Annotated in this window: 19 protein-coding genes; 8 read left to right on the forward strand and 11 right to left on the reverse strand. The window is 64.7% G+C overall.

The window, feature by feature from the left end:
• Positions 1-204: 204 nt before the first annotated feature.
• Positions 205-540, reverse strand: a complete 336-nt coding sequence (locus LVO85_RS01105) for a cupin domain-containing protein (protein ID WP_232745562.1) — start codon at positions 538-540, stop codon at positions 205-207.
• Between the two features lie 362 nt (positions 541-902).
• On the opposite strand from LVO85_RS01105, the gene LVO85_RS01110 reads away from it, so the two are divergent.
• The 5 genes from LVO85_RS01110 (at position 903) to LVO85_RS01130 (ending at position 4,931) form a co-directional block, all read left to right on the forward strand.
• Positions 903-2,315, forward strand: coding sequence for an FAD-dependent oxidoreductase (locus LVO85_RS01110; RefSeq protein WP_232745563.1), 1,413 nt, complete (start codon positions 903-905; stop codon positions 2,313-2,315).
• Between the two features lie 528 nt (positions 2,316-2,843).
• Entirely contained in the window at positions 2,844-3,443 is a 600-nt protein-coding gene (locus tag LVO85_RS01115) for a DEAD/DEAH box helicase family protein (protein ID WP_232745564.1), read from the forward strand.
• 159 nt (positions 3,444-3,602) lie between these two features.
• Complete coding sequence (locus tag LVO85_RS01120; protein WP_232745565.1) at positions 3,603-4,058, forward strand: SRPBCC domain-containing protein; 456 nt, start codon at positions 3,603-3,605, stop codon at positions 4,056-4,058.
• Positions 4,059-4,227: 169 nt separating this feature from the next.
• Positions 4,228-4,644 (forward strand): VOC family protein, encoded by a 417-nt coding sequence (locus LVO85_RS01125; RefSeq protein WP_232745566.1) that lies wholly within the window; start codon positions 4,228-4,230, stop codon positions 4,642-4,644.
• Positions 4,645-4,760: 116 nt separating this feature from the next.
• A complete protein-coding gene (locus LVO85_RS01130; protein ID WP_232745567.1) occupies positions 4,761-4,931 on the forward strand; it encodes a hypothetical protein in 171 nt (56 codons plus the stop codon).
• A 195-nt stretch (positions 4,932-5,126) separates the two neighbouring features.
• On the opposite strand, the gene LVO85_RS01135 is transcribed toward LVO85_RS01130, so the two are convergent.
• Positions 5,127-6,137 (reverse strand): hypothetical protein, encoded by a 1,011-nt coding sequence (locus tag LVO85_RS01135; protein WP_232745568.1) that lies wholly within the window; start codon positions 6,135-6,137, stop codon positions 5,127-5,129.
• Positions 6,138-6,339: 202 nt separating this feature from the next.
• Here LVO85_RS01135 and LVO85_RS01140 point away from each other — a divergent pair, with 202 nt between their 5' ends.
• Positions 6,340-7,242: a nuclease-related domain-containing protein gene (locus LVO85_RS01140; RefSeq protein WP_232745569.1), complete on the forward strand. Its 903-nt coding sequence runs from the start codon at positions 6,340-6,342 to the stop codon at positions 7,240-7,242.
• Positions 7,243-7,341: 99 nt separating this feature from the next.
• Here the strand turns inward: LVO85_RS01140 and LVO85_RS01145 are convergent, their stop codons facing one another.
• Positions 7,342-8,025 carry a hypothetical protein gene (locus LVO85_RS01145; protein WP_232745570.1) on the reverse strand — a complete coding sequence of 228 codons (684 nt, stop codon included), beginning with the start codon at positions 8,023-8,025 and terminating at the stop codon, positions 7,342-7,344.
• A 309-nt stretch (positions 8,026-8,334) separates the two neighbouring features.
• On the opposite strand from LVO85_RS01145, the gene LVO85_RS01150 reads away from it, so the two are divergent.
• The gene (locus LVO85_RS01150) at positions 8,335-9,177 is read left to right on the forward strand and encodes an AbiV family abortive infection protein (protein WP_232745571.1); all 843 of its coding nucleotides are present in this window, start codon (positions 8,335-8,337) and stop codon (positions 9,175-9,177) included.
• A gap of 245 nt (positions 9,178-9,422) precedes the next feature.
• Here LVO85_RS01150 and LVO85_RS01155 read toward each other — a convergent pair whose 3' ends face one another.
• The 4 genes from LVO85_RS01155 to LVO85_RS01170 all read right to left on the reverse strand — a co-directional run bounded on the left by LVO85_RS01155 (position 9,423) and on the right by LVO85_RS01170 (position 12,361).
• Positions 9,423-10,748, reverse strand: a complete 1,326-nt coding sequence (locus LVO85_RS01155; protein WP_232745572.1) for a DUF6884 domain-containing protein — start codon at positions 10,746-10,748, stop codon at positions 9,423-9,425.
• 150 nt (positions 10,749-10,898) lie between these two features.
• Positions 10,899-11,459, reverse strand: coding sequence for a GIY-YIG nuclease family protein (locus LVO85_RS16900; RefSeq protein ID WP_232745573.1), 561 nt, complete (start codon positions 11,457-11,459; stop codon positions 10,899-10,901).
• A gap of 3 nt (positions 11,460-11,462) precedes the next feature.
• Complete coding sequence (locus tag LVO85_RS01165; protein ID WP_232745574.1) at positions 11,463-11,696, reverse strand: hypothetical protein; 234 nt, start codon at positions 11,694-11,696, stop codon at positions 11,463-11,465.
• A gap of 341 nt (positions 11,697-12,037) precedes the next feature.
• Entirely contained in the window at positions 12,038-12,361 is a 324-nt protein-coding gene (locus LVO85_RS01170; protein ID WP_232745575.1) for a TraR/DksA family transcriptional regulator, read from the reverse strand.
• Positions 12,362-12,607: 246 nt separating this feature from the next.
• Here LVO85_RS01170 and LVO85_RS01175 point away from each other — a divergent pair, with 246 nt between their 5' ends.
• Positions 12,608-12,949 carry a histone-like nucleoid-structuring protein Lsr2 gene (locus LVO85_RS01175; protein ID WP_232745576.1) on the forward strand — a complete coding sequence of 114 codons (342 nt, stop codon included), beginning with the start codon at positions 12,608-12,610 and terminating at the stop codon, positions 12,947-12,949.
• A 404-nt stretch (positions 12,950-13,353) separates the two neighbouring features.
• On the opposite strand, the gene LVO85_RS01180 is transcribed toward LVO85_RS01175, so the two are convergent.
• The 4 genes from LVO85_RS01180 to LVO85_RS01195 all read right to left on the reverse strand — a co-directional run bounded on the left by LVO85_RS01180 (position 13,354) and on the right by LVO85_RS01195 (position 18,723).
• Complete coding sequence (locus LVO85_RS01180) at positions 13,354-14,406, reverse strand: LacI family DNA-binding transcriptional regulator (protein WP_269812801.1); 1,053 nt, start codon at positions 14,404-14,406, stop codon at positions 13,354-13,356.
• Between the two features lie 56 nt (positions 14,407-14,462).
• On the reverse strand, positions 14,463-15,569 hold the full coding sequence (locus tag LVO85_RS01185) for a mandelate racemase/muconate lactonizing enzyme family protein (RefSeq protein WP_232745578.1): 1,107 nt from the start codon (positions 15,567-15,569) through the stop codon (positions 14,463-14,465).
• Positions 15,566-17,623 (reverse strand): TRAP transporter permease, encoded by a 2,058-nt coding sequence (locus LVO85_RS01190; protein WP_232745579.1) that lies wholly within the window; start codon positions 17,621-17,623, stop codon positions 15,566-15,568. The genes LVO85_RS01185 and LVO85_RS01190 overlap by 4 nt, the downstream gene beginning before the upstream one ends.
• 62 nt (positions 17,624-17,685) lie before the next feature.
• Positions 17,686-18,723 carry a TAXI family TRAP transporter solute-binding subunit gene (locus LVO85_RS01195; RefSeq protein WP_232745580.1) on the reverse strand — a complete coding sequence of 346 codons (1,038 nt, stop codon included), beginning with the start codon at positions 18,721-18,723 and terminating at the stop codon, positions 17,686-17,688.
• Positions 18,724-18,809 lie beyond the last annotated feature (86 nt).

Consider the following 18,809-nt stretch of genomic DNA (forward strand, 5'->3'; position numbering starts at 1 on the left):
CTGCGGCGCCTCGCAGCTAGGGGAGACCATCTGCGGTGCTGATGGGCACCCTGCCTTGCCACTTTGGGAGCATCCGGAAATGCCGCGAGCAGTGCGGTTCCCAAATCGCCTCGTCAGTGATCATGCGGTGCGGCGATGGTCTGCACGCGTCGACAACTGACGGAGCCGTGGACCACCTTTCGTGCGGTCCACTCCTGGGGCCTGCTACGACTCGCGCATCCCGACCGTGAGGAGGACCACGGAGTCGTCAACCGCCTCGAGCGCATGGCGAGAGTCGGGGATGGGGATGAGATCACCGGGTGAGCCGTTCCACCGGTCCTCTCCTGCCACCAGAGTGATACGCCCGTGCAGCACCTGAAGGGTGGCCTCGCCAGGGCTCTCATGCTCGTCGAGGCTGCTACCTGCCCGGAGGGCGATCAGGGTCTGTCGGAGCACGTTCTCGTGACCGCCGTAGATCGTGTGGGCGCTACGTCCGCTGGACGCGGTCAAGGCGGTCTTGAGGTGCTGCTGTACGAGCGCTTTCAGTGACTCTGTGGGCATTTGGTTCTCCTCGTCAGTGAGCGAACACCACGGACCACACACCTGCGGGTCTGGCTCGTGCTGTCCAGGCTAGCCAACAATCCTCAGCCACACGTCCGGGCCAGCGCCGCCACCGCCACCGCATCTGCCTGACCAGCGGACGCATACAACTGCGCCTGGAGTTGTGGGCGCACGCCGGTGCCGCATGAGGACCAGACGCGCGCCTCTGCCAAGGGGACGCCTAGCGTCCAACTGTGACGCCAATGGTCTTGGCTTCGACGGCGACCGTGGCGCTCGATGCTGTCGGGTGGGGTTGAGCTACTTGACGCGCGTACGGTGCCGCGCGAGATGACCCGGCGCACCGGATGGGCGAGGATGCCATCGTGGCGGTTGCGCGTGACCTCGTGGTCTCGCCCGCGGACAGTCCCCTGCGGGTGGCGATCGTCGGCGCGGGTCCGGCCGGGGTCTATGCGGCCGAGGCGCTGGCCGAGCAGGACGCCGTCCCTGTCGCAGTCGACATCATCGACCGGTTGCCGACGCCCTTCGGGCTGGTGCGGTACGGCATCGCCCCCGACCACCTGAAGATGAGGGGTTTGCGGGCCACGCTACAACGCACCCTGGATCACCCGCGGGTACGGTTCTTCGGCAACGTCGAGGTCGGCGTCGACCTCCCCCTGGCACTGCTGCGCGCTCATGTGGACGCGGTGATCTACACATACGGCGCCGCCGATGCCGGACGGCTCGGTATCGACGGGGAGGAGCTGCCCGGGAGCCTGACCGCCCTCGACCTCGTCTCTTGGTACTGCGGACATCCTGACGCCGACCGCGCCACCGTGGAGGAGGCACTGTCCCATGCACGTTCGGTGGTGGTCATCGGCGTGGGCAACGTCGCCCTCGACGTCGCTCGGGTGCTCGCCCGGGCACCCGAAGAACTCCAGCTCACAGAGATGCCGCAGCATGTGCTTGATGCGCTCGCAGACGCCCCGGTCGAGCAGGTCACCGTCATCGGACGACGGGGTCCGGCCCTGGCCAGCTTCACCACCCAGGAGCTGCGCGAACTAGGCCGGCTGCAGTCCGCGGTCGTGCTGGTGGACCCGCACGACCTGGAACCGTTGGGGGCGGCGGAGGAGCAGGCCGCCGCCGAGTCGGCCGTGGCCCGTAACCTGGCAGCACTGCGCGGCTGGGTCGAGCATGAGCCCTCCCCGGGAGCCGTCCGGCTGAGCCTGCGTTTCCGCTGGCGGCCGGTACGCCTCCTCGGACCGGACCGGGTGCGTGCGCTGGAGCTGGAGCGAACGGCCGCGGGCGCTGACGGGCGGGCGGTGGACACCGGCGAGCTTGAGGTGCTGCCGGCCGACCTGGTGGTCCGGTCGGTCGGTTACCGCGGAACCTCCCTGCCGGGTCTGCCAGTCGACGAGCGCACGCAGACGGTGACCCACACCGCAGGGCGGGTGCTGCGCGACGGCCGGCCCTCGACCGGCGAGTACGTGGCGGGATGGATCAAACGGGGCCCGAGCGGGGTGGTGGGCACCAACAAGCACGACGCGAAAGAGACCGTCGCGAGCCTCCTTGAAGATGTCGCCGCCGGAGCACTCGCACCCTGCCGGCAGCCGGAGGACCTGCTCACTGTGCTGACGAGGCAGGGGCTGCACCCGGTCCTGCTCGAGAACTGGGGAGCCATCGACGCAGCCGAGGAAGCCCTCGGCGCCACCCACGGGCGCGACCGGACGACGCTGCACGACCGCAACACACTCCTCGCCGCGGCCCGGCTTGCGGCGGCCAACAGGGAAGATGGTTGACCTGACCCGACCACGGGGAATGTCCGACCTCCGGTGCCGCTGGACCTTCCTGCCGAGGCCCCGCGGCCGCGGGGCTGGGGACCGGGTGTGGCGTCCTAGTGGGGTTCCCTTGCCCCACCACCGTCAGCACGCTCATGCCGCTGTGCGCAAGAATGTGGCATGGCTCGAGTGGTCCGGTTCATGTTCGACTACGGGCACGTGTGGCCGCTGTGGGAGGACGGAACCGACAAGTACGCCATGGAACCGAGCGACTACGGATTGTCACCAGAGCTCACGGAGCGACTCCGGTCCTGTTACGAGTTCTGGGAGACCCACCACATCCCTGAGCGCGGATGGGATGCGCCGGAGAGCCGTCACCGATGGCACGCTGAGACGGACCAAGCCGTTGCCATCTTGCGGTGGGAGGTCTCCGACTTCGCAGACGTCAGAGACGAACGGGACTGAGCAGGCGTACCCGCCCGACTTTGCCGCCGACCGCGACGCGAGTCGCGCGCTCACTGGCCAGGAGTGACGTGCCAGGCTGTGCTGGTGCAGCTTGTCGTGATCTTCGGGCCGCCGGCGGTAGGCAAGATGACCATCGGCCGTAGGGTCGCCGAGCGCAGCAGTTTCCGCCTCTTCCACAACCACGCCATGATCGAGCCGCTGCTGGAGGTCTTCGACTACGGCACGCCGCCGTTCGTGCGCCTGCTCCGCGAGATGCGGCTCCAGGTCGTCCAAGAGGCGGCGGCTTCCGGAACAGACCTCGTCCTGACCTACGTGTGGGGGCTCGAGCTAGAAGGGGACGTCGAGGAGCTGTCCCAGCAGATCGCCGCCTACGTGAACAGAGGGGCCGTCGTCTCGTTTGTGGAACTGGCCGCGGATCTGCAGACGCGGCTCGAGCGCAACCGCACCGAGCACCGGCTGACGGAGAAACGATCCAAGCGTGACCTCGCCTGGTCTGACTCGAATGTGCGCGACATGGAACGCCACGTCATGAACACCGACCTCCAGCCTGAGCGGGACAACCTCCCGGGCATGCGTTTGCTCGTCCAGCACCGGTATCTCAGGGTGGACACCAGCCGGCTGACTCCCGAGCAGTCCGCCGAGCGCATCGTGGAATGGCTGACCGGGTCTACCGCAGACCGGTAGAGCAGGACACCCCCTCGCGGGTCCGCATCGCGAACGAGGGTTCCGAAGACGAGGCAAGCCGTTTCACCCTCATGCCGCCTGTCGGTTGCTTCCGCCCTTCGACGGATCGGTGAGGATGGTGTCATGCCGTTGGTTGGGTACACCCGAGACACCGAAGCCGTGAGCATCACGTGGAAACTGGCCCGCAGCACGCCCGAGGTGTGGCGGCACCTGACCAGCGAGCGGCACTTGCCCGAGTGGCTCGGTCACGCACGCCGGGGCGGGTTCTCCACCGGAGACACCCTCGTCGTCGACCACGGAGACGGCTACCTGTGCACCAGCGTCGTGGACACCCTCGACGATGACCGGACGTTGGGCATGACGTGGGACTTCCCGGACGAACCACCATCGCGCCTCCTGGTCACCGTGGAGCCCGTCGCGGATGAGCAGGACGCTGAGGAACAGTGCCTGCTGCACCTGCGACACACCGAGCTCGATGACCTGACCGGCTCATACCTGCCCGGATGGATCACCCACCTGACCTACTTCGAGAGCTCACTGGACACCGATCCGCTGCCGACGCAGGCATTCTGGCGACTGTACGAAACGCATCACCAGCTCACCGCCACCACCTGACGCAAGGCAAGCTCCAACCCCGCTGAGAGTGCCGCACCCCTCAGCCGCCGCCGCTTTGGTTGAGGATCAGCGACGTGGCCGACCTCGTCATCCGGTGCGGTCAAGACGTGGTTCACGCTGCATACGCGGGGGCGGGGCTGGGACGACGCAGCGCGATACCGTCGCCGACATGGCCACCTGGTTCGCGTACGAGTACTGCACCGACATCAGCGCCACCCGCGAGTTCTACGGAGGACAGGTGGGACTCACCCTGATCTGGGATGGACCGGAGGACATCGCGTTCCAGCACGACTGCGTGCAGCTGTCGTTTCGGCGTGCCGACTCGTTGACCCGACCTCAGAGCTGGGCCTTCCAACCCGGCTGGAGCCACGGCCAACTGTCGGGGGCACCGAAAACCGAACACGTCAGATCCATCTCCATCGCGCTGGCACCAGCCGCCTTCAGATCCGCCGTCGCGAAGCTCAAGAGCGCCGGCGTGGAGACGCTCAGACCCGAACCCTTCTGGGTCGGCTACTGGTCATTCGTCGTTCGAGACCCCGACGGGCAGACAGTAGAGCTCACCGACCCCGAGTCTCCCCAGCACTGATACCGGTGCTGCAAGAAGACGAGCGCAGAACACACTCATTTGCCGCGGGGAGCGTGCGGCACGCCGATGCCGTAGACGTCGAAAGTTCCGTACCACGGCACATCTACAGTGGCGGGGTGAGCGAGTTGGTGGAGCACCTAGCCCGAGTTCAGGCCATTGCCGACCGTGCGCGGAACTTCCAAAGCAAGGAGGGCTCCGACCCGAAGGCCTTCTCCAAGACGGTCGTACAGGACTTGGGCGATCTTGCCGAAGCGGTCGCGGAGCTCATTAGGCGATCTGGGGCCTGAGATCCCGACTCCCGGCTGCACTGCGCGACGCCCTATGGCCGAGCCCACAGTTGCCGGGTGGGGACGGTGGCCTTGGGCGCGCCCGACTCTTCTGCCTGAGGACGGCTACGCTCGTCCGACTCGTGCCGCGGACGGAGGACGCGATAGTCCCTGGGTCGCCCGCTGCCTGCACGCCCGCCTGCAGCCAGGTGGTACTCACTCGGCTAGGGTGACTCTCGGCGGCACTGCCGTCGATACCATTCCCTTCAGCGTCACGCGAGCCTCGGCGAGCAGGCCCGGCACTTCCCCTGCGAGGTCGAGGGTGTGAGTCCCATAGGTGATGACGTCTTCGCTAAGCAGACGCTCGTAGCCGAAGATGGTCAGCGCGTCCTCAGAGGGTGTTCCGTGGACGGTGCCAAGAGCTCGGTCCTCGATGTGCTCATACGCGTTGCGGATTGCGTTGAGCGCGGGCTGGACGGTAAGCAGGGACTCCGGCAAGTCGCACTCGATCCCGAACTTCCTCGGAAGGTCCAGAATCATGGACACACCGCGACCCAGGGAGATGACCGCGAGCTCCACGGAGCCAAGGACGTTGAACAGGCGCCGCCTCACCTGCGGACCCGGCATCTGTGGGTCAGCGTTTACCTCGTCTTCGAGCGACTGCACCTCAATCAGCAGTTCATTGGTCATGTCAAGCCGTCTGGCTGCGGCGAGCGCGTATCGCACCAGTTCAGCCGGCCAATCACTAGAACCGATGTGAAACCAAGCCGACAACACACCCGATAGAGGTACGTATCCAGACTGTGTAGGATCTTCGCGAGCATCGATCGCGTCGAGCTCAGCGACTATGGCGCCGGCCTCAAAGGCAATAGTGTCACCCGGACGGATGTGAATGCGCTGGCCGTCGTCCGCCTCGCCTAGCCGTAGGGATCGCCCGTAAACGGTCGATCCCTCGCGTCGAACTGGAACGACACGCATCGAATGAATGAGGTCCGCTATGGCGCCTACCTCGCCACTGGAATGAATGCCGATATGACTGACTGCTGTCATCACGACCAATCGGTCGCCGTTGAACATAGGGATACGGGGCGGAGTCGGCTCACCTGGATCGACCTGACGAAGAATCAGTTCGTTACCCCGACGTTCTTCAAGAACAACTTTCACCGGCTCATCGGACCCGAGCAGCGCAACATTGTCCAGCCAGCCATCGGGTTCGCGGTCGGGCATGGACTGATCGTACGGCAGAGACAGTCAGCGGCGGCCCAGATGGCAAGGTATCCCCGAGGCGAAGCTGGCCTGTAGGCGTCAAGGGCGCGCGCACGCACACGCCGCTGTCTTTGCACCTACTCCAGGTGCTGGGGAGTGGAGGTCGGCAGGCACGGCCGGCCCGGCGGTGTCAGGATGCGTCCGTCGGAGGGAGGCAGACGACATGACCGATTGGACTGTTCGACGGTGGGCTCGCTACGGGCAGGAGCGGCTATACGCCCAGACACCAGGCGGGACGGCTCTTGGGTATCTCGACCTCAAGACGGGGCAGTATCACTCGGACGACTTGTCCAACCTGCCATTGCTGGAGAAGGCGCTCGCCCAGCACCTTGCTTCGATCGAGTCTGGCAGAGCTGCTGCGCTACCCGTCACACCGGCCCCGACCCCCTCGGAGACGAGTGTTGAGATCCCTGATCCAGAACCTCCCCATGGCCCGCCAACTTGGGAGGACCTCAGCGCGGCCCAAGCCGGAGCTGCCGCCCGGGAACGAGCACTTGCCGAACGCGAAGCACAAGGGTGGTTCCGACACGGCCTGTCCCGCCTCGTCGGAGCAAGGACGGATGAGCGTGCATGGCGTATCGGCGCCGACGGCGAACAGGCCGTTGCTGAGCAGCTCGGCAGACTCGGTCCGCAGTGGCGTCTCCTTCACGCCGTGCCCGTCGGGGATCGAGGCTCCGACATCGATCACGTCGTCATTGGACCTGCCGGGGTATTCACCGTGAACGCCAAACACCATCCGCACACCTCAGTGTGGGTGGGTGGTGACACGTTCATGGTCAATGGGCAGCGCGTGCCCTACATCCGCAACAGCCGTCACGAGGCGCGCCGAGCGTCGAGACTGCTGACCCAGCAGGCCGGGTTCCCCGTCGTGGCCCTTGGTGTCATCGCTGTAATGGGTGCGCATAAGGGCTTCACCGTCAAGAAGCAGCCCGAGGACGGGCGCGTAGTAGTGGTCCGACGCAAGCGCATTAGTCAGTACCTGCATGGGCTGCCAGCACAGTTGAGCGCTCGCGAGATCGACGCGGTCTTCGAGGTCGCCAGACGATCGACAACTTGGCGCCCTTGATCCTCATGAACACCTCACAGCAAGGCCGGCTTGCACGGGTCGATAGGTCCGGGAGCGGGTCACTCGGCCGCCGCCTGGGTTCGGATCGAACCCCCTGAGTCATTCGTCTACGGCTTCGTAATCGGCGACATCCCAGTAGAGAGTGTGGCCGGAGGGGTAGCGCGGTCGCTTGGTCCTCGGGTTGAACTCGTGCGCCCACTTCTCCGTGATCTCTGGCCGTACAGCCGCCTCCACCCGGCGACGGTCCAACTCGCCCAGCTTCTTCATCAACCGATGACGAACAGGCTCGATGATCAGGTCGAGTCGACGCTCCATGACATCGATCAATTCCAGGAAGTCGCGGACAACGCGGTTCGGCAGCGGAACAAGCACCGTGGGTCCTGTCACGTCTCGGACTCTCAGGGTGTCCGTTTCGAGCACGCCGACCGCATACGTGACGGCGAGTTCGGACTGCGAGTGAGCAACCGTCGCGTTCCTGTACGTCTTGACTAGATCGTGCACGCGGACGAAGCCATCGGGAACGGCCACGTGGTCGGTCAGCCGGCCGCGAACGTTCGAGTGCAAGACCGCGCGACAGTAGGCGACCACAGCAAGCCCCACCAGATGCCGACTGGCATCAGCGAGATCCGATTCCTCCTCAAAGCCCCGGATCGCCAGGTGGAGGGCGTGGCGGGCCTCGGCAAGGTCTGATCCGTAGCTCGAGAGCTCGATGAAGAGTCGGCTGTCTGCAGAGTCACCAACCGGGACTATCAGGAATGGCTGCCCGTCCTCAGTGTGCTCCACCCAGCAAGTATCGCTTCCCTCGTTCCGCCACGCCTGACGCTCGGGGGCGAAGGCCAACGTCAGGCCGCCGACATTGCCCTCCGCGGCAGCAAACGCAGCGCCGGAGCCAGGCATGCGACTGATCGACCTGACCGTCGACGGCTGGACGCCAGGCTCCGAACCCGAGCGACTGCCGGGTCCCCGAAACGACCGCTACTGCCGCACTGGACTCAGTGTGGCCGCGCACTAGCTAGGGGCCTGATCCTCACAAAGCTGCTGACGCTGGGCCCCGGGACCCCGACGGTCGGTGGTCCGCGTCAGACTGATCGCATGGCCCGCAAGCAGCATCTCCCCGCAGACCTTTCGCCCGCCCAGGTCATCGCGCTGCAGGACGCCCTCCTCGCGAACGCCGACCGGCTTCTGCAGGCGGCGCTGGCGATGCTTGAAAGGGACAATGTGCCGCTCGCGCGGTCGCTGGCCATCCTGGGCATGGAGGAGTCGGGGAAGGCGATCGCCCTCCATGAGCGGCGGGTCCGCATGGCGGATGCACCCGAGGGTGAATCATTCGTGGATCAGGGCCTCAGGGAACTGTGGGGGCAGCACGTCCTCAAGCTCGAGGCGGTGCACGCCTTCCTAGTGAGCGAGGAGTATTGGTTCGACGCCGAGATGCCGGACCGCGAGGAGAACGCCCGGGTACTGGGCACCATTCAGGAGTGGAAACGCGAGCACAACGTGCTCAAGCAGCGCGGGTTCTACGTTGACGTGACGGCGGCGGGCGAGCCGGTCACGCCGCAGGAGACGGCCGATGCGGAGGCCGTCCGTGCCGTTATCGGACACGTGCACCAGATCGGCTGGCAGCTGCGCCTGGGTGAGCACATCGAGGGCAAGAGTCAGCTGCAGCGGCAGCAGGACGTGCCCCCGGCGTCCGAGGAAGAGATCGAGAGCACGCGCCGCCACATGCGCAGCGTCGACCCGGAGATCGTCGAGCGCATCGTCGAGTCGATGCGTGAAGGGACGAGGGGCGAGAAGCTGAACAACTCCGGGTACGCGTTCGTTCTGCCGGAACATCCATTCGAGACTGTTGGTCGGCCGGGGTACGAAGCGCAAGACCGCGAGCTGTGGGCGCTGATGAATGAACCCTCTGAATCGGGTGACGCGAAGCCGGAGGGCTGAGCTCGTCGACCACATGGCACCACGGTTAGCTCAGGCCACTGCCCCACCAAGCGCGGCGAGACAACTTCCGGGTTCGGCGGCCGGGACGCGCTCGTCCCCGCGCTTAGCTTCCGAGGCCCCACGGTGGGCCCGCGAATTATCCTGTACTGCCGCGTCGCGCGTGGCAACTCACGCCGCTGGCGACGTCCCACGAGGGGGTGGGACCCGAGGGGGCGAAGTCGTATCATGTCCGGCCGGCTCCGGCGTCATTGTGCGTATTGCTTTCGCAGCGCCGAGAGCCGCTGTCGGAGCGGAGTCCGGGCAACCTTCGCGAGGTTCAACGGTGGATCCAGCTCGCTGAGGATGTTGGTCTCAAGGTCATCGAGCGTGTGCGCATTCGCCACCGGGATGAGCACGACGCGAAGGTGGGCATGCATCCAGAGCGTGAGTCTTGCTTCGTCGATGGTCGGTTGTCCATTCGCGTGGGCCAGGATGGAGCCGAGGCTTCGACGCAGAGTGGAGAACTCGTTCTTCTTGCCGAGGTGCATGGTGGTTATGCGTCCCCAGAGGGTGTTCGATGAGGTCGCGCCGCTCTTGCGCGTTGCTCCGGCGAGTCCGGCGTAGATGAGGCCCGGAGCGATCTCGTGTTCGAGGCCCGCGGATAGGTCGCTTGCCCCGGCGTCGTCGACCCACCAGCTGTACATGCCAGGAGATCGCAGGCCATTGCCAGCCGTCTTCAGGACGTCATCGAGCGCCCTCGCCCGTGAGTGGTCAGAGAGCTGCGCGACGATCTCAGCCGCGTCGCCGGTGGACGCGGTTGGCCGGTGGAGGTACCAGGAGAGGCGCTGTCCAATTGACAACCCTTTGAGCTGGTCGATGATGACGGCACCCTTTGGACTCACAGCGGCGTCGACGGCCTTGATGTACGTCGAACCAGCGTGGATGTCGAAGATTCGGCCCCGGAGCGGGCCGAGGGCCTGCTCCAGCTGTCGCGCCACCTTGCGGCCCCAGTCCGCCTGATAGGCGGGGCCCCTCGTGGCGAGGTAGCAGTCGTACGGCTCCAGCCATTCGTCGGGAGCAACCAGGCCGTGCTCGGCGGAGAGGATGTACCAGGGTTTGCCCGTGCTCTCAGCGTAGACGCGCATCTTCGCGAAGTAGTCCGAGGTGTAGAGGTCCTGGGCCGGTGCCCCGCTCGCGCGTTTGCTCTTGACGCAGCCGACCAGCACTACGTCGGCTACCGCCGGTGCCCGAACCCGATCTGGCGAGGTAGTCCCCTTCGGGGAAGGCCGAGTTTTACCAGCCGGGACAGCGACCACGTCGTTGCCCTTTCCGATGGTGAAGCCCAGCTTTGCGAGCAAGCGTTGGGCGCTCTGCGACTGGAATTCACTTTTGGCCAGGCCGGTGGCCAGCGACAGCACTTGCTTGACGGGCCATTGGATGCCGTCGATGTCGACCCAGTACTGGCGGATCTGGTCAGGATGATGCTTCGCGACGCGCGTTCGCACGTCGGCGTCCGACAACTCGAACTGCTGACCCGCGAGGGTGAACGAGATCGCGGCCACGAGCGCCTCCTCTCTTTCGGAGCTGCGCACCCATTCCACTCTAGGCCAGGTCAGCGCGGCGCCTGCTGATCCCGGCGTTGCGCGCTCGAGGGCTGGAGAGGTCGCATCTGTCCGATGCACGGTGGTTCTGGCATTCATCTTCAGAGGTTGTCAGCGGCCGGCATGCGGTCGGCGAAGTCGTCAGTTGCGGTTGAGTCCGTGCCGGCGAGAATCCAGCGCGTGCTTGAAGTGGCCCTCCGCCGTGTTGATCTCACGGGTTGGCGTAGAGGGGTCGAAGATGCGCAGAACGGAGAAGCGGAAGCTCGCTGGGTCCCGGCCCCGGAGCTCCACGTTGCCTCCATGGCCGTTCGACGCATAGGCGGCCCAGCGCTGTAGCAAACTGTCCGAGCCGTCGGCTTTACCTACGTAGTGCCGACCGTCACGGGTGTCAGTGATGAGGTAGATGCCGATGACCGATGACAGAGCGGTCCGCCATGTGGCGTAACGGTGCTCACGGACCATCGCTAGCAGTTGAGGGTAGTCAAGGGTGAGTGCGTCGAACCCGGGGAAGTAGACGGGTGCGGCGTCGACGATCTCCAGCACCGGATATCGCGCTGCCGTCGTAGCCTTGAGGGCCCAGGTGCGCGGCGACGCCCACCCGATGACCAGGCGCGATCGGAGGTCGCTCAGGAGCTCCGACCGCTCCAGATGGAAGGTGCGCCTTTGTCCGTCATTCGACGCCTCACCATGGTTACGAACCACCGCCTACAGGCGAGCCCGGTCCCCACCTTCGGGCAGCAGTACTACCCAGATCTTGGGCGGGGACACAAACGCGCGGTTGTCGGCCGATTGGCGCCTCGTGTAGGCCATGATCTCCGAATCGGAAGAGTCGCCATGGATCCCGTCCCTGTGCTCCCGTACATAGGCGTGCCGGATCACCAAAGCATCCGCAGGGTCGATCCTTGCGCTGTCCAGGATCTGCGCAAATGTCAGCGTCATCGGTCCACCTCCCTGTCGGCCTGATCGATCGTCACCCTGCGCGGCAGGGCAGCCGTTCACCTTCCGCTCGAGCCGGTGCGGGTGCTGGGACGGTCGACCTAGGCGAGCACATTCTCGGGGCGCTCCTTTGCAGTCCGCCCAAGCATGATCAACGTAGCAAGGGTGGTCTTGGGTCCTAATCTTGGTGCTGCCGCAGCCTCTCACACGGTCCTTGCGAGCGACCTCGTGCCAGGCATGCTCCGCACGCCAAGACTGGAGGAGAGCCCGACCACGGACGTGCTCGCGCCTCATCATGGCCGACGCACTACTTTGCCGCGCTGGGTGAGGAACCCTGGACGGCTTCATGGCTCGTGGGTCGGTTCACCCGGTGTCGGCAAGTCGGTCATGGCGTGGCACGGCCCTCTGGCAGGAGCGTGCCGGACGCAGGTCCGTGCGGTCGGTCTTGCCTGTAGCCGTGCCGGGTCAATCGGTTCGCGGCAGACCTGGCAGATCCCATACGTCCCCTCCACGACGCGGTCGAGCGTAGCCTCCACCTCGCCCAAGTGCTCCCGAGCCTGATCAGTGATCGCCGCCAGCTGGGCCCGCTCGAAGGCAATCGTCTGGCCCTCGGGGTCGTGCTCGTCATCAGCATTGGAGTCACGCGACGCCTCGATGAGGGAACTCATGTCCGCAGTCAATCGCGACAGTCGAGCACGCAGGGCAGCCTCCTCCTGGCCAAGAAGTGCAGCGGCCTCTACCGAATCACCCCAGGGGCCGGGGCCGGGGGTTCGACATGGTTGTGCTGTCCAACCCTCCGCCCGCCGTCACCATTCCGGGCGCACTCCGGCGCTGAGCCTCAACGTGTGTCCTTGGATAGTTCACGACCGCGTAGGATCGGGCGTCCCTTTCCCCCCAACCCTGTAGGAGCCACAGTGGCGCAAAAGGTACAGACCATCCTTGTCTCGGACCTGTCCGGGACCGAGCTCGGCGAGGACGGCCAGACCGTCAAGTTCGCCTTCCTCGGAGCGGAGTACGAGATCGACCTCTCCCAGCAGGAGGCCGACGAGTTCGCCGACACGATCCAGAAGTACGTGAACGCTGGACGTCGTGTAGGTGGTCGTCGCCAGCCCGGAGCAGGCAGCAGCGCCCGCCGTGACCCCTCCCAGACCAAGGCCATCAAGTCATGGCTGGACGAGCAAGGCATCGACTACCCCAAGCGAGGCCGACTCCCCCAGGACCTGATCAACCAGTGGGAAGCTGCCCACCAGGCCTGAGCACACGTCAGCACAACCCCCGGTGTCCCCCTGGCCCCGGGGGCTGTGCTGACCCTCGCACCGCCTCAGATCTATCCCGACCAGGCTAGTGCCGATGTCGAGACAGCCTGCGGGTAGCTAGCGCATATGGCCAAGTGTCCCCCATCGAGCTTCAGCTCACCCCTACTCTCGGACGGGGACGTCACGCTCGGCCAGCACGCGGCGTATGTCACAAAGTACGCGAGCTCTGAGGCAGGTCGGCCGACGAAGAGCCCCACTGGGGTACTCCACGCCGGCCCGCGCCTGTCGTCGGTACACCGCTAGCGGCGCCACAGCGCCCTTCGGTCAAATCCTCCGTAGCCGGAGGACTAGCCCACGGCTGCCGCCCCACGCCGCTTGACTGGTTTCCATCGAAGGGGTCAAGGCTAGGGTTGCTGCGGGGCGACCGGAGTAGTCGGCCCGGCTTCAGGTGCTCCCAACGTTTGTGTGGATGCCCGTGTCAGCACGTGCGTAGGCAAGTGGATCGTCCGTGCAGGTCTGGCGGGATCGCCCAATCGTTCTAGAAGGAGGTCTGCTGCCTCGCGGCCGAGTTGTCTAGTGTCCCGAGCGACGACGGTGATGGGCGGGGCGTAGAGGGAGGCGATGGGGACGTCGTCACAAGCGGCCAAAGCCACGTCTTTGCCGACCCTCAGACCGAGCTCTTGCATCGTCTTGAGCACACCGACCAGTTGCAGGTTTGCGCCGGTGATGATGGCAGTAGGTCTTGGGTGACGCGACAGGACCTCTCTTGCGGCGTCCTGGCCGGCGCGCACTGACATGGCACCGGTCTGCACTATGTCAGAGTCTGGGGATAGGCCTCGGGCCATGAACGCCTCGCGGAAGCCTGCCAAGCGCTCTCTCCCGGGTCGCGTTTCTGCTGATCCGCTAATCAGCGCCACTCTGGTGTGGCCAGCATCCAAGAGGTCGCCGGTTACCTGAGCCACGCCCGGCCGGTGGTCCGATAGGACCGCACTCGCCTCGGTCCACCCCTCGATCTCCCGGTCGAGTAGCACTACCGGCAGACGCAGTCGTGACAAGATGTCGAGGAGGGCGGGCTGCGTTTCGTCGGCGACCGAAAGGACAAGGCCGTCGACGCGGCGCTGCTGGAGTAGGCGGATGCTCTCGACGTCATGCTCGGGATCGCCGTGGGAGTGGGCGAGCACGAACCAGTAGCCGTCCTCTCGTAAGCGTTCTTCCAGTCCCTCGACGATTTCGGCGAACAGCGGGTTGACGATGTCGCTGACCACGATGCCGATGGTGCGCGTCACGCCTCGCCGTAGTCCGGAAGCCACCGCATCGGGTTTGTAGTCGCACGCTTCGATGGCGGCCATGACTCGTGCTCGCAAGTCCTCGCTGATGTTGGGGTACCCATTGAGTACTCGCGTCACCGAGGACGGGGCCACGCCCGCATGGCGAGCCACGTCCCGGATGCCTCCCATAGCACCTCCTCATTTGACCTGGTCAGTGGGAAGAGCATGCCACCTGGCACTGGACTCTAGCGATCCACGCGGTGACTCCCGATCCAGTCCCAGTCCAACTCAAGACCGAAGCCGGCCCCGGAGGGCACGGGGTATCCGCTGCCGTCTAGCTCAGGCCGGTTGGCGAGCATCTGCCAGAAGATGGGGTCACGGTCGGGGTGGAAGCACTCCACGAAGGTGCCGTGTGGCTGAGATGCCAGAAGATGGATGGCGATGTGAGGCTCCTCGTGGTGGGCCATCTGAACTCCGAACGAGCGTGCAGTCCCTGCTACGGCCAGCCACTCGGTAGGGCCACCGGACCAAGAGGCATCGTAGTTGCATACGTCGATGGCCCCCTCCAACATCAGGTCCCTGGCTCCGGCCCGGGAGTGTTCGCTCTGCCCGGCGGCGACCGGGACACTTGCCTTGAACCGCACGTCCCGCATCCAGCGGCGGTCGTTGTACCAGCGCACTGGTTCCTCGAACCAGCGCAGTCCGTGGTCTGAGACGGCGTCGGCGAACGCGACGGCGTCCTGTGGCTCGTAACCTTGATTGGCATCGGCCATCAGAACGAAGTCCTCTCCCCCTGCGCGGCGCATGGCCAGGAAGCGTTCGGCGTCCTGGGTTGGGGACTCCGAGCCGACTTTCATCTTCGAACCGTTGATGCCCAACTCGAGGTAGTCCTCGACCTCGCGGGCGAGGTCGCCGATGTCATCGCTGTAGTACCCCCCGATGCCGATCACCGGAAGCCGGTCGGTGTAGCCGCCCCACAGTTGGGCCAGCGGCAGTCCAGCGACCTTGCCCACGATGTCCCAAAGGGCGGTGTCGATCGCTCCGATCGCCATCGTGACCAGGTTACGGTCCCGGAGGATGTCGAAGGTGACCGGCAGCATCGCCGCGCGGACCGCCTGGATCTGTAGCGGGTCCATGCCGACGATGCGCGGCCACAGTTCTTCTTGCATGATGCGTGCGATCTCGTGCTGGGTGTTGACCTCGTCACCGTTGTAGACCTCGGCCGTGACGCCGTCATCCGTTCTGATTCGGGTTACAAGAGTGGCCCGGCTGTCCATCTTGTAGTACGAGCCTTGGAAGACCTTCGGCAGTTTGGCAACGACGGGGATAGTTTCCAGTGTCTCCAGCTTCATGCCATTCCTTTCTTCTCGTTTACATGTACACGTGTCCCGCGAGGCAATTTACCGGGTCCCGGTTCGGGCGGCTGATCCTCAACGGTCGATGCGGGAACGTCTCGGATGATGAAGTGCAGTGCGATTATTGCAGCGACGACAAGAGCGCCGATTACATTCGTGAATGTCCCAGGCAGGAGCAGGGCCAGCGCCCCGGAGCCGAGCAGGACAATTTCCCAGCTTCGCAACCGCCGGGACCCGTAGCCGGTCATCGCTACACTCAGTGCCACGGCCCCAGCAGTCGTGGAGATTGCCACTTCGGCGATCGCCATAGGCTCGCCAACCAGTAGCAACTCCGGGCGGACGGCGAATATGAATGGCATCACGAACGCAATTGCGCACAGGCGCATCGCAGTCAGCGAGACACCAAGCCACCCGGTCCCGGCGATAGCCGCGGCCACGAACGCGGTCGCCCCAATCGGTGGTGTGAGCCCGCCCAGGGTCGCGTAGTACAACGCGAAGAAATGGACCGCGATGGGTTCCATGCCCAGATTCTGGAGTGCCGCACTCGTTATGGCAATTGCGATCAGGTAGGAGGGCACCGTAGGCAAACTCAGACCCAGCACGATGTTGATAATTGCGGCCATCACGAGGGCGCCGAAGAGAGACACGGTGGCGAACTGGAATATTAGCTGGCCAAGACTCAGCCCCAGGGCGGTGGTCCCGACGACGGCCACGATAACTTGTGAGCCAGCAACAAGAACACCAATCACGCCGATAGTGCTCGCAGCCTGCACACAGCCGGTGACGAGCATACCGCCGTAGGAACGTAGTGAGGTTCGCTTCCAGAGCAACTGAACGAGCGTGGCTGAAATCAGCAGGGTGACCACGGCGCTGAACCCAGCCATGCGGACTGGATAGCGCTCGACGATCATGTAAATAAGGACAATAACTGGCGGGAAAAGGATGACCAACTCGTCCCAGAACTCCTTGATGCGGGGTATCTGGTCACGGGGGATGCCGACTAAGCCGTACTTGTTCGCTTCGGTATGCACCGTAGTGAAGAACGCGATATAAAAGATCACGGCGGGAATGATGGCTGCCGCCGCTAGTTGATAAAATGGAATGCTCAGGAGCTGAGCCATGAGGAAGACGACCGCGCCCATGATCGGTGGTGTCCACTGGCCTCCCGTGGAGGCCGCCGCCTCGATGGCAGCGGCAAATCGAGGCTTAAAGCCGTAGCGCTTCATCATTGGGATCGTGATCGACCCCGTGCTGGCAGTGTTCGCCACAGCGCTGCCGTTGATCATTCCGAACAGGGCGCTCGAGACTACAACGACCTTGCCGGGTCCGCCGCGGCGGCGACCGGCGATGACAAGGGCCAGTTTGAGGAACCCATCACCGCCGCCGGTGGCCATGAGCAACCCGCCGAGAATGATGAAGATGGCGATATCAGTGGCCGCGGTGGCGGTGATAGCTCCAAAGATTCCGAGTGGACTAATGAAGCCGTCCGCGATCAGGTCGGTGTAGGACGACCCTGCGTGCGAAAGTACACCAGGCGCGTTATGTCCCCAGAGCCCGTAAGCGAAGAGTATGCCGGTGATGATAGGAAACGCCCATCCAATACTGCGACGAGCCGCAGCAAACAATGTCATGAGCACAAGCGTGCCCAGTACAATGTCCACGGTCGTGGGCCGCGCATAGCCGAACTCGAAAGCAATGCGCTGAAAGTTGGCGAGGACGTACACGGTACCCGTGATGATGACTGCCAGATGGGCCACGGCCAGCGCCCCAGCCACGCGGGCCCGTGGGGTGCCTGGAACTCCCTTGCCATCCCAGTTGTTCAGTAGGCACATCGTCGTGGCTGCCAAGACGTGCACCGAAGTCTGCCGGAAACTCGTGAGCGGGCCGGCACCGGCTGTGTAGAAATGGAATACCACGGTCGCCACACCGACGACAGCCAACGCGATGATGCGCCATTGGGGCCGAGAGTGCGCATGCAAATCAGCCGCTGCAGCCACCTCCCCTTGAGGGACAGCTCTCTGTCTCTCTTGCTCTTCGGTCGTTGCCCTCACAACCGCCTCCTCTCTGCCACTATCGGCGAGAGCTCACGGAGAACCCGGGTCACCGCCACGGGTTATCCTTGCACCTTGATTTCGTCCGGAACGTCGATACCCATTTCTTCGTAGTAACGCACGGCACCGGGATGCAGCGGCATGAGGGCCTCGTTAACGGCATCCTCGGGAGTCATCCCTTCCACCTGCGGCAACTGCTCACCAATGGTGTCAAGCTCCTCCCAGAATGACTTCGTCATCTGATAGGCTTGGTCTTCGTCAAAGTCGACCGAGGCACCCACCACGACGCCCCAATAACCGATGGCCAGGATGTCCTCTTCGGTGTCGTAGGTGGAGGCCGGAATCGTGGCCGGAGAAAGGTCGGGATTGACCTCAACAGCGGCATCCATCTGCTCTTCGGTGAAGGAGAGCAGCCGTACGGGTCGGGCGGAGTCGACCTCCAGGACGGCGCCGTCGGCCTGCACGCCAGCTCCCCGGAGGGCAAACCCTTCGATCTGCCGTCCCTGGTAGGCAGACTGGGCATCGGGAGCGGTGGCCTCGAACCAGTCGACGTCTAGGCCCAGACCCTCTTCGAACACTTCGACGGTCACCATCGCGCTGGCACCACCCACAGGCCCCGGGTTGAACGCTGCGCCGTCGAGGTCCTCCAAGGTCTGAATGTCGGTGTCCTCACCCACGACCATCTGCCATACGACAACTGACAGTGGGAACAGAGTGGTCAGGTCGTGGTCCTCTCCGAGCGCTTCATCCGCACCGTTAGCGTCCAGCATGCCCACATCCAGCTCACCCCGGTCCATGCGGATGGCGTTCTCCTCGCTGCCGGCGCTCTCTCGTACGGTGATATCCAGGCCAGATGCCTCCGCAACGATCGACATGGATTGCGCACCGTACAGGTACCACTGTCCGTTGCTCGGTCCCCACCCAGTAGTGATGGCTTCACCCGACGCGGCGCCTTCCTGACCGCCCGTGTCCTCGCTGCCATCAGCGGTTTCCGTGTCGGGGTCGATCCCGCCACAAGCGGCGACAGCCAGCAGGAGCGGTGCAGCGATCAGGGCAGTCCGCAACTGGCGGGCAGAACCTGTAGTTGTCTTTGTGCGCATTCGCTTTCTCTCTTCCTTGAGTTGTCTGCGACCGCTTTGAGGCGGTCCCTATCGGCGATGAACAACATCCGTGGGTGTGCCCAGGA

It is taken from the genome of Ornithinimicrobium sediminis, from assembly GCF_021272345.1.
GTDB classification, from domain to species: Bacteria; Actinomycetota; Actinomycetes; order Actinomycetales; family Dermatophilaceae; genus Ornithinicoccus; species Ornithinicoccus sediminis_B.

Bases quoted from the DNA above. Each gene is read 5' to 3' on its own strand.
- LVO85_RS01140 (WP_232745569.1), top strand. From the start codon at position 6,340: ATGACCGATTGGACTGTTCGACGGTGGGCTCGCTACGGGCAGGAGCGG.
- LVO85_RS01195 (WP_232745580.1), bottom strand. From the start codon at position 18,723: ATGCGCACAAAGACAACTACAGGTTCTGCCCGCCAGTTGCGGACTGCC.
- LVO85_RS01105 (WP_232745562.1), bottom strand. From the start codon at position 540: ATGCCCACAGAGTCACTGAAAGCGCTCGTACAGCAGCACCTCAAGACC.
- LVO85_RS01150 (WP_232745571.1), top strand. From the start codon at position 8,335: ATGGCCCGCAAGCAGCATCTCCCCGCAGACCTTTCGCCCGCCCAGGTC.
- LVO85_RS01165 (WP_232745574.1), bottom strand. From the start codon at position 11,696: ATGACGCTGACATTTGCGCAGATCCTGGACAGCGCAAGGATCGACCCT.
- LVO85_RS01170 (WP_232745575.1), bottom strand. From the start codon at position 12,361: ATGAGTTCCCTCATCGAGGCGTCGCGTGACTCCAATGCTGATGACGAG.
- LVO85_RS01125 (WP_232745566.1), top strand. From the start codon at position 4,228: ATGGCCACCTGGTTCGCGTACGAGTACTGCACCGACATCAGCGCCACC.
- LVO85_RS01135 (WP_232745568.1), bottom strand. From the start codon at position 6,137: ATGCCCGACCGCGAACCCGATGGCTGGCTGGACAATGTTGCGCTGCTC.
- LVO85_RS01180 (WP_269812801.1), bottom strand. From the start codon at position 14,406: ATGGGAGGCATCCGGGACGTGGCTCGCCATGCGGGCGTGGCCCCGTCC.
- LVO85_RS01185 (WP_232745578.1), bottom strand. From the start codon at position 15,569: ATGAAGCTGGAGACACTGGAAACTATCCCCGTCGTTGCCAAACTGCCG.